The organism is Mesorhizobium sp. M7A.F.Ca.ET.027.02.1.1 (assembly GCF_004022985.1).
Taxonomy (GTDB): domain Bacteria; phylum Pseudomonadota; class Alphaproteobacteria; order Rhizobiales; family Rhizobiaceae; genus Mesorhizobium.
Genome location: NZ_RZOL01000222.1, coordinates 1 through 9,988 on the forward strand (window position 1 = coordinate 1; position 9,988 = coordinate 9,988).

A 9,988-nucleotide genomic window follows, 5' to 3' on the forward strand; every position below is an offset into this window, starting at 1 on the left:
GTTCTACACAAGTGACGAAGCGCTGGCATCCGATCTTGCGGCGGCTTCCGTCGCGGCCGAGGACCCTCTGTGGCGCATGCCGCTGTGGCGGCCCTATGATGCAAAACTGTCGTCGAAAATTGCCGACATCAACAATGTCACATCAGACGGTTTCGCCGGCTCGATCACGGCGGCGCTGTTCCTGAAACGCTTCGTCGAAAAGACCGAGGGCTGGGCGCATTTCGACATCTTCGCCTGGAACCCGGCCGATCGTCCGCATGGCCCCGCCGGCGGCGAGGCACAAGGCATCCGCGCCCTAGAGCGGATCATCGCGAAACGCTACGGCTGACGGTTGCAGGCGGAGCCGGCAAAATTGCCTCGACTGAAACGGAACCGAAACAATTTGCCGTCATGCTGGCGCGATGTCGATTGCTATGCGCCCGAGCCAGGCCTTGCGACTGTGGCAGCAAGTGATGCTGTCACAGGTGCGCGACGACGCGCCCGATCTGACCATGCGCCAGACGGCAATCCTGTTCACCATCTATCTCGATCCGCCGCCACACACCGTGCGCGGGCTCGCCGCGCGCCTCAATGTCACCAAGCCGGTGATCACCCGCGCCCTCGACACGATGGGCGCTTTGAAACTTGTGTCGCGCCATCGCGACGAACTCGACAAGCGCAATGTTCTGATCAGGCGCACGGTCGAGGGCGCGCTCTTTGTCGAGCGCTTCGGCGATGGTATCATCGCCAAGGCGCTCGAACTGCCGATGTGAGCGCATTACCTTTTCAACAGAGTGTTCGATTTGACTGCCAGGGATGCCCGCCTTCACGCTTTTCGCTCCGACCTCGCCGATGCGCGGCTGAAGGGCGAGGTCACCGCCGAGCGCTTCGTCGCCGGCCGGCCGGCGCGGGTCACCGCGTCAGTGGCCGATATGCGCAAGGCGCCGCGGCCGGACGCCGGCGTCAACACGCAAGCGCTGTTCGGCGACGATGTCCTGGTCTTCGATGTCGCTGAGGGCTGGGCGTGGGTCCAGGCCGAACGCGACGGCTATGTCGGCTACGTCGCCGACACGATGCTGGGCAAACGGGACCATGCGCCGACGCACATCGTCTGCGTGCCGCGCACCTTCCTCTACCCCGGGCCGGATCTGCGCTTTCCAATCGCCGGACAATTGTCGATGGGATCGACGGTGACGGTGACGGAGGCCGCCGAGACACGCGGTACGCACTATGCGGTCCTGCCTTCCGGGGAGACGCTGATTGCAGGTCATCTGCGGCCGCTCAGTGAAGCTGCCTCCGACTATGTCGCAGTTGCCGAAGCGTTTCTCGGCACGCCCTATCTCTGGGGTGGCACTTCCGGTTTCGGCATCGACTGTTCGGGTCTGGTGCAATTGGCGATGCGCATGGCCGGCAGAGACGTGCTGCGCGATTCCGACATGCAGGCGGCGACACTTGGCGAGCCGCTCGAACCGGGACCTGATTTCTCCGGGTTGCGACGCGGCGATCTGGTGTTCTGGAAGGGCCATGTCGCCGTCATGACCGACGCCGACACGATGATCCACGCCAACGGCCACACCATGCTGGTGTCGCGCGAAGGACTGAAGGACGCCGTCGCCCGCATCGGATATCTTTACGGCGGTCCGACCGGGTTCAGGAGGCCGTAGCCTTTCTTCCTTCGCCCCGTTCACGGGGAGAAGGTGCCCGAAGGGCGGATGAGGGGCAGTGCCAGCATTTGAAGGTTCGCGCTGCCCCTCACCTGCCTGCCGGCATCCTCTCCCCGTAAACGGGGCGAGGAAAGCTCACCTCGATCACCTTTTGTTCCGATTTTCCTTGGCGTTCGCGTGCCGTCGCGCTACCTCTGGCGGGTGACAGAGCAGCCGCGCCTTGCCGAACAGAATGCCGCCGTGGCCCTGCCCGAACCATTCCTCAGATGGTTTGGCGAGAAAGGCTGGTCGCCGCGCGCCCATCAGATCGAACTTCTGGCGAAAGCCCAGGCCGGGCAATCAGTCCTGCTGATTGCGCCGACCGGTGCCGGCAAGACGCTGGCCGGGTTCCTGCCTTCGCTCACTGAACTGGCCAACCGGCCCAAGAGAAAGCCGGGCCAGGCGCGTCGCGGTATCCACACGCTCTACATCTCGCCGCTGAAGGCGCTTGCCGTCGATATTGAGCGCAATCTCGGCAAGCCGGTGGAGGAAATCGGCCTTCCCGTCACCATCGAGACGCGCACCGGCGACACTCCCGCCCACAAGCGCCAGCGCCAGAAGCTGGTGCCGCCCGACATCCTGCTGACCACGCCCGAGCAACTGGCGCTGCTGATTGCGGCAGGCGATGCACGACGCTTCTTCGAGGATCTGCGCTACGTCGTGCTCGACGAGTTGCACTCGCTGGTGACGTCGAAACGCGGGCATCTGCTGGCGCTCGGCCTGGCGCGGCTGCGCAGCTTTGTCCCCGGCCTGCAGACGATCGGCCTGTCAGCGACGGTGGCCGAACCGGACGAGTTGCGGCGCTGGCTGGTCAGCCAGAATCCGCCCAAGGGTCCGACCGGCCATAGCATGGCCGAACTGATCGTCGTCACCGGGGGAGCTAAACCGGAGATTTCCATCCTCGATTCCGAAGAGCGCGTGCCTTGGGCGGGACATTCCGCGCGCTACGCCACGCCGGAAATCTATCGCGAGATCAAGCGCCACAAGACGACCCTGCTGTTCGTGAACACGCGCAGCCAGGCGGAGTTGCTGTTCCAGGAATTGTGGCGGGTCAACGAGGACACTTTGCCGATCGCGCTGCACCACGGTTCGCTCGACGTCGCCCAGCGCCGGCGCGTCGAAAAGGCGATGGGGGAAAACGCACTGCGCGCCATCGTCGCCACCTCGACGCTCGACCTCGGCATCGACTGGGGCGATGTCGATCTGGTTGTGCATGTCGGTGCGCCGAAGGGGGCGAGCCGGCTGGCGCAGCGCATCGGCCGCGCCAACCACCGCATGGACGAGCCGTCCAAGGCGATCCTCATTCCCGCCAATCGCTTCGAGGTGCTGGAATGCCGGGCCGCCCTCGACGCCAACTATCTCGGCGCGCAGGACACGCCTCCCTTGATCGATGGCGGGCTCGATGTGCTGGCCCAGCATGTGCTCGGCTGCGCCTGCGGCGCGCCATTCCGTGCCGATGACCTGTTCGAGGAAGTGCGTACGGCTGCGCCCTATGTCAGCCTCGACCGGACGACATTCGACCGCGTCATCGATTTCGTCGCCACCGGCGGCTATGCGCTCAAGAATTACGAGCGCTACGCCCGCATACGCCTGAACAAGGATGGGTTCTGGCGGGTGTCCAATCCTCGTATCGCCCAGCAATACCGGCTGAATGTCGGCACCATCATCGAGGTGCCGGCGCTTAACGTGCGCTATGTGCAAGCGGGCAGCAAGGGCGCGGCGTCGCGCGGCGGCAGGGTTCTCGGCAAGATCGAGGAGGCCTTCCTCGAAACGCTAACGCATGGCGACACCTTCATGTTCGCCGGCAAGGTTCTCCGCTTCGAAGGCATCCGCGAGAATGAATGCTTCGTCTCGAACGCGCCCGGCAGCGATGCCAAGGTGCCTTACTATGGTGGCGGCAAGTTCCCGCTTTCGACCTATCTCGCCGAACAGGTCCGCATCATGCTGGACGACCCGCAGCGATGGAAGAAGCTGCCCGAGCAGGTCGCCGACTGGCTGCGATTCCAGGCCGACAAATCGGTGCTGCCCAAACGCGATGACCTGCTGATCGAGACCTTTCCACGAGGCAACCGCCATTATCTGGTGGCTTATCCGTTCGAGGGCAGGCTGGCGCACCAGACGCTCGGCATGCTGCTCACCCGCCGTCTCGACAGGGCAGGAGCCAGGCCGCTCGGCTTTGTCGCCACCGACTATGCGCTGGCGATATGGTCATTGGGCGACATGGGCGCGATGTTCAAAGCAAGGAAGCCCTCGCTTGGCGCCCTTTTCGACCAGGATATGCTGGGCGATGACCTCGAAGCCTGGCTGGCCGACAGCTGGCTTCTCAAACGCACCTTCCGCAATTGCGCGCTGATTTCGGGGTTGATCGAGAAACGCCATCCGGGCCAGGAAAAGAGTGGTCGCCAGGTCACGGTCTCGACCGACCTGATCTACGACGTGCTGCGCAGCCATGAACCGGACCACATCCTGCTTCAGGCGACACGTGCCGATGCGGCCACCGGCCTGCTCGATGTCAGCAGACTTGCCGACATGCTCTCGCGCATCCAGGGTCGAATCGTGCATAAGGCACTCGAACAGATATCGCCGCTCGCCGTGCCGATCATGCTCGAGATCGGCAAGATGCCGGTCCATGGCGAAGCCGATGAAACGCTTTTGATGGATGCGGCGACTTTGGTCGAGGAGGCCATGGGGCCGGAAATGGCTGAGGAATGAATTTTTCGCTGGCGCGCACATCGCTGATTGCCGAGGCCGACCTTGTCGGCATATCAGGCGAGCGCGCCGTCTGCGACCCGCGCGGCGTGCTTTATTTTCCGGATCTGCGGCTTCTGGCCGTGTCCGACCTGCATCTGGAAAAGGGTTCGTCGCTGGCACGCCGCGGCACGCTGATCCCGCCCTACGACACCGGCGCGACCTTGTTGCGGCTTCAGGCCGTGATATCAGACTACCAGCCGTCGATCGTCATCAGCCTGGGCGACAGCTTTCACGATGGCGGCGGCGCCCAGCGTATGCATGCAAGCTTCCGCGAGCGGCTGGAAGCGCTGATATCAGGCCGAGACTGGTTCTGGGTCGCCGGCAACCATGACCCGGAAGCGCCAGCCGATCTCCCCGGCGAAACGGTGCGTGAACTTGCTATAGGCTCGCTGCTGTTCCGGCATGAGCCGTCGAAGCAGCGTGTCGAAGGCGAAATAGCGGGCCATCTGCATCCCTGCGCCCGCATAGTCCAGCAGGGACGCTCGGTGAGGCGGCGCTGCTTTGCCGGCGATGGCGGCCGCATGATCATGCCGGCCTTCGGCGCCTATACCGGTTCGCTCAACGTGCTCGACCGCGCCTATGCCGGGCTGTTCCGGCTGGACACGCTGATGGCTTATATGCTGGGCGCCCAACGCATCTTTGCCATTTCCGGCTCGATGCTGCGGTCGGGCTAAACAGCCTTACCTGCCATAGTAGAGCGTAACCGTGTGCTTCGCCTCGGCGAAGAACAGCCAACGTTCGACCAGCATGCCGGCGAACTGGATTGCAGCAGCAAGTACCGACAGCAACGCTGCCAGCGGCCATGGCAGGGCGAACACAATGGCGAGCACCCCCAAGGGCAACGCGAAGGCCAGAAGCTGCGTGATCTGGCGCAGCCGCGCGCCGTGCTTGCGCGCGATGCGAAAGCCCATTTCCTTGAGCAGATAATTCTCCTCGGTATGCGGCCATTCCAGCGACCGCACCGTGCCGCCGACCAGCCCCGTCGCGGTGTTGGCGGTGGTCGGGATTTCCAGTTGGTCGTTGTGGCGCCAGGTCGCCAGCTTCCAGCCCCAGCCGAACAAGGTCAGCAGCAGGCAAGCCGCCAGCTGCACCTTCGAACCAAGCGCAAAGCCCTGCAGCAGCGCGTTCAGCAGCACGCTGCCGGTCATCGCCGAAAAGATGAGGTAGCCGGGCAGGGTGAAGTGGCTGTGCCATTGGGCGATCGGCTTCAGCGACGCATAGATCATGCCGGTGGTGCAGACGGTGATGATTGCGCCGATGGCGGCCAGAGATCCGGCGATGCCGGCCCAGCCATCGGTCTTGCCGAAGAATATCCAACCGATGCCGAACAGTCCCGCCGGAATGAAAGTGATGACCGAGGCGACGCCTTCGCGCGACAGCCATGAGCTGCGCCACTGCGAGAACGCCCGCCAGGCGCGTTCGGGGCGGCCGAGATGACCCGTTGAGGACAACAGGCCGGCCACGATCAGGCCGAGTGCCAGCCCCATGCCGATGAAGCCCAGCCAGAAATCGGGGGGGATGAACTGGAAGCCTCCGAGCACGCCCAGCAGCGCGAGCAGGCCGTAGCCCGCACCGGTGGCGGTGGTGAAGAACACGACGGAGAAGGCCGGATGCATGGGCTAGTTCGAAAGCATGCGGTCGACCCAGCCGAGGAAACCGCCTTCGGCCCGCACCGGTTCCAATGCCGGCGCGGCCACCGATGCGGCGCGCTTGCTGTGGGCGCGCGGCGGCAGATATTTGTTGGTTGGGCGATAGCCGAGCTCAGGCATCAGGTCGACGCCGCCACGCTCCGCCACCAGTTGCGAGACAGCCGACAGGGGATCGCCTAGGTCGCCGAAATGCCGGGCGCTGGTCGGGCAAGCGGCGACGCAGGCCGGCACGCGGTCTTCCTCGGCCAGATTGTCATTGTAGATGCGGTCGACGCACAGCGTGCACTTCTTCATCACCCTGACATCGGTGTCGAATTCGCGTGCACCGTAAGGACAGGCCCAGCTGCACAATTTGCAGCCGATGCACTTGTCCTCGTCGATCAGCACGATGCCGTCCGAGGCCCGCTTGTAGGAGGCGCCGGTCGGGCAGACGGTGACGCAGGCCGGCGTCTCGCAATGCAGGCAGGAGCGCGGGAAGTTCACCGTCCGTCCGCCCATCTCGGTGGTGTGCTCGTAAGCGTGCACGCGGTTGAACCAGACGCCGTCGACATGGCCGCCATAGGGGTCGATGTCGGTCAGCGGCGCCATGTGGCCGCCGGTGTTCCATTCCTTGCAGGCGGTGACACAGGCCTGGCAGCCGACGCAGGTATCGAGATCGATGACGAGGCCGAGCTTCTTGCCGCTTTGACTTGGCAGACATGTCATTTTGCCGCCTCTCTTGCCCGGCGGAATTCAGCGCCGAAAGTCAGTCTGTCGGGCGAGGGTTCGAAATGCGGCGGCTGCTGGAAACGTTCGAACTGCGGCTCGGTGAAGCCGGCTTCCTCCGCTGCGCATTTGACGATGCGCACGCGTAAATCGAACCACGCCGCCTGGCCGGTGACCGGATCGGAATTCGAATAGCGTTTGCCCTGAGCGTCGGCCGAGGTCTGGTCGCCGATGATGTGGTTGAGCAGGAAGCCGCGGTTGGATTCCGCCGCATCGTCCTTCAGCCCCCAGCTGCCGCGCCTTTTGCCGATGGCGTTCCAGGTCCAGACCGTGCTTTCGTTCACCCCGTCGATCAGCTTGATCTGCCCCTTCACTTTGCCGTTGATGCTCTCGATCCACACCCAGTCGTCATCGACCAGGCCGAGGCCAGCTGCCGTCCGGTGATGCACGAACAGCCGATTCTGGCTGGTGATTTGCCGCAGCCACGCATTCTGCGATCCCCAGGAATGGTACATATGCATCGGCCGCTGCGTCAGCGCATGCAGCGGATATTTTCCAAGGTCGACGACCGCTTCCTCGAAGGGCATGTACCAGAACGGCAGCGGGTCCATAAAGGTCTCGATGCGCTGGCGATCAGCCGCCGGCGGCAAGACGCGACCGTGCCCACGCGCGGCCAGACGGAAACGCTGCAGCGGCTCGGAATAGAGCTGGAAGACGATCGGCTCGGCCTTGGGGATAAAGCCCATCTGCACCGCAAAATCGAGATAAGAGCGGTTGGCCATCTTGTAGTAGCGCTGGTCGTCGGCGAAATCGTGGTGCCAGAAGCCGCCATTGTCGATGTAGCGCTGCAGCTGGTCCGGGTTGGCCTCGCCCCTGCCGGTCGAGGTCCCATCCTTGCCGCGCCAGCCGGCGAGCGGGCCGATGCCGGGCGTGCGCTCATGGTTGACGATGTAGTCGGCATAATCGCGGTACTGGGCCGCGCCGTCCTCATTGATGAAACCGGGCAGGCCGAGCCGCGCGCCGAGTTCGATCAGCACCGACTGGAACGGCCGGACGTCGCGATCAGGTTCGACGACGGGATGGCGGATGGCGTCGCCGGGTCCGTCGGCATGGCTGATCGGCCGGTCGAGCAGGCTGATGCAGTCATGCCGCTCAAGATAGGTGGTGTCGGGCAGCACGAGGTCGGCGAACGGCACGGTCTCGGAATAATAGGCATCGGAATAGATGATGAAGGGGATCTTGTAGTTGCCCGCATCGTCATGGTCGGTCAGCATGGCGATTGTCTCGACGGTGTTCATCGAGGAATTCCACGCCATGTTCGACATATACATCATCAGTGTATCGATCGGGTACGGGTCGCCGTCCCAGGCATTGCGGATGACGGTGTGCATCAGGCCGTGTGCCGCCAGCGGTGCGTCCCAGGAATAGGCCTTGTCGATGCGAAGCGGCGTGCCGGCCTCATCGACCAAAAGATCGTCCGGCCCACAGACGAAACCGAGCGGCATGCCGTCAAGCGGCGTCATCGGCTTGACGGTCTTGCCGGCTGGCTTGGGACCGGGCGGAGCGGAGCGGGGGTAGGGCGGCTTGAAACGGAAGCCGCCAGGGACATCCACCGTGCCCAGCAACACCTGGAGGAGATGGATGGCGCGGCAGGTGTGAAAGCCGTTCGAATGGGCCGAGATGCCGCGCATGGCGTGCATCGAGACAGGCCGCCCCTTGATCGTCTCGTGCCGGCGCCCGGCCCAATCGGTCCACGCGATCGGCAACTCGATCGTCTGTTCGAAGGCGACATGCGCAAGTTCGGCGGCGATCCTGCGGATCGTATCGGCGGCAATGCCGCAGCGCTCGGCGACCGCGTCCGGCGCATAGCTCTCATCGAGGTAGCGGTCGGCGATGAGCTGGAACACCGGGACGCTGTGGCGCCCGCCGATCGTGAAGCTGCCCGTCAGTGCCGGCTTCGCACCGGCATCGGTGGCGCCGACAGGCGTCTTCGCAACCCTGTCCCACGCCAGCGGATTTCCGTCGGCGTCGCGCACGAACAGCCCGTCATCGGCGGCACCCGGCTCCTGCACGACGAGAACATGGGCATTGGTGTAGCGCAGCAGATAATCGAGATCGACGCGGCCCGCCTTGAGCAATTCGTGGATGAGCGCGAACACGAACAGCCCATCGGTGCCGGGCCGAATGCTGATCCAGTCGTCTGCAATGGCATTGTAGCCGGTGCGGCACGGGTTGATCGAGACGACCTTGGCGCCGCGCGCCTTGAGTTTGCCGAGGCCGATCTTGATCGGGTTGGAATCGTGATCCTCGGCGACGCCGAACAGCATGAAATACCGGGTGTTGTCCCAGTCGGGCTCACCGAACTCCCAGAACGAACCGCCGATCGTATAGAGACCACCGGCCGCCATGTTGACCGAACAGAAGCCGCCATGGGCGGCAAAGTTCGGCGTGCCGAACTGGCTCGCCCACCAGCCGGTCAAGGATTGGGATTGATCGCGGCCGGTGAAGAAGGCCAGCTTCCTGGGATCGGTCCGGTGGATGGCCGAGAGCCGTTCCGTCGCGATCGAAAACGCCTCTTCCCACTCGATCTCGCGGAACTCGCCGGAGCCGCGCGGCCCGCTGCGCAGCAAGGGCTTCTTCAGCCTTGCCGGGCTGTAGTGCTGCATGATGCCGGAGCTGCCCTTGCCGCAGATCACGCCGCGATTGACCGGATGGTCCTTGTTGCCGTTGATGTAGCGGACCTTGCCATCCTTGATGTGCACGTCGATGCCGCAGCGGCAGGCGCACATGTAGCAGGTCGTCTTGGCGATGCTGTCGGAAACATCAGGCGAGGTGTCGACGCCGTCGCCTTCGTCAGGCGCCCGCGTGTCGGCAAGCGGGCGTTGCGATGGTGCCGAATTCGCGCCGCGCGGCGGTCCCTGCATCATGATCCGGTGGCGCCTGTACGGCCCATGGATTTGGCCCGCGTCTTCGGTCCGGGGCCGCGCATGTAATGCTCTTCCGGGTGGTAGCGATCACCGGCCAGCCGCCGTCTTATGCCGCGGGTCCAATGCGCAAGCAGGGATCTGAACCGCCCGATCATTCTGCTCTCTGCGATCTCTCGGCGAATTTTTTCTAACTTCACGAGGAAACTTAGAATAAAGCTATCGATCCGTCTAATCAGTTGTTCTTGTAAATTCGATCGATATTGGTTCTTAATAC

General features: G+C 63.9%; 8 protein-coding genes and 1 pseudogene. 5 read left to right on the plus strand and 4 right to left on the minus strand.

All coding sequences use genetic code 11. From position 1 onward, the window contains the following. The 5 genes and pseudogenes from EN749_RS22215 to pdeM all read left to right on the plus strand — a co-directional run. Positions 1–328: pseudogene (locus tag EN749_RS22215) on the plus strand (M17 family metallopeptidase); the annotation flags it as partial. 73 nt (positions 329–401) lie between these two features. Continuing rightward, on the plus strand, positions 402–752 hold the full coding sequence (locus tag EN749_RS22220; RefSeq protein ID WP_013533675.1) for a MarR family winged helix-turn-helix transcriptional regulator: 351 nt from the start codon (positions 402–404) through the stop codon (positions 750–752). A gap of 30 nt (positions 753–782) precedes the next feature. After that, a complete protein-coding gene (locus EN749_RS22225; protein ID WP_128363977.1) occupies positions 783–1,643 on the plus strand; it encodes an NlpC/P60 family protein in 861 nt (286 codons plus the stop codon). A gap of 201 nt (positions 1,644–1,844) precedes the next feature. Next, a complete protein-coding gene (locus EN749_RS22230) occupies positions 1,845–4,394 on the plus strand; it encodes a ligase-associated DNA damage response DEXH box helicase (RefSeq protein ID WP_127811262.1) in 2,550 nt (849 codons plus the stop codon). After that, positions 4,391–5,107 (plus strand): ligase-associated DNA damage response endonuclease PdeM, encoded by a 717-nt coding sequence (gene pdeM, locus EN749_RS22235; RefSeq protein ID WP_128363978.1) that lies wholly within the window; start codon positions 4,391–4,393, stop codon positions 5,105–5,107. Before EN749_RS22230 ends, pdeM begins: the two co-directional genes overlap by 4 nt. Before the next feature lie 6 nt (positions 5,108–5,113). Here the strand turns inward: pdeM and EN749_RS22240 are convergent, their stop codons facing one another. The 4 genes from EN749_RS22240 to EN749_RS38255 all read right to left on the minus strand — a co-directional run. Beyond that, positions 5,114–6,049, minus strand: coding sequence for a DmsC/YnfH family molybdoenzyme membrane anchor subunit (locus EN749_RS22240; RefSeq protein WP_128287807.1), 936 nt, complete (start codon positions 6,047–6,049; stop codon positions 5,114–5,116). A 3-nt stretch (positions 6,050–6,052) separates the two neighbouring features. Beyond that, positions 6,053–6,787, minus strand: coding sequence for a 4Fe-4S dicluster domain-containing protein (locus tag EN749_RS22245; protein ID WP_127807947.1), 735 nt, complete (start codon positions 6,785–6,787; stop codon positions 6,053–6,055). Further along, on the minus strand, positions 6,784–9,714 hold the full coding sequence (locus EN749_RS22250) for a molybdopterin oxidoreductase family protein (protein WP_189367649.1): 2,931 nt from the start codon (positions 9,712–9,714) through the stop codon (positions 6,784–6,786). Before EN749_RS22250 ends, EN749_RS22245 begins: the two co-directional genes overlap by 4 nt. Continuing rightward, a partial coding sequence (locus tag EN749_RS38255) for a hypothetical protein (RefSeq protein WP_128363979.1) occupies positions 9,711–9,988 on the minus strand: 278 nt, incomplete at its 5' end. The genes EN749_RS38255 and EN749_RS22250, both read right to left, overlap by 4 nt.

Bases quoted from the DNA above. Each gene is read 5' to 3' on its own strand.
- EN749_RS22220 (WP_013533675.1), top strand. From the start codon at position 402: ATGTCGATTGCTATGCGCCCGAGCCAGGCCTTGCGACTGTGGCAGCAA.
- EN749_RS22250 (WP_189367649.1), bottom strand. From the start codon at position 9,714: ATGATGCAGGGACCGCCGCGCGGCGCGAATTCGGCACCATCGCAACGC.
- EN749_RS22240 (WP_128287807.1), bottom strand. From the start codon at position 6,049: ATGCATCCGGCCTTCTCCGTCGTGTTCTTCACCACCGCCACCGGTGCG.
- pdeM (WP_128363978.1), top strand. From the start codon at position 4,391: ATGAATTTTTCGCTGGCGCGCACATCGCTGATTGCCGAGGCCGACCTT.
- EN749_RS22245 (WP_127807947.1), bottom strand. From the start codon at position 6,787: ATGACATGTCTGCCAAGTCAAAGCGGCAAGAAGCTCGGCCTCGTCATC.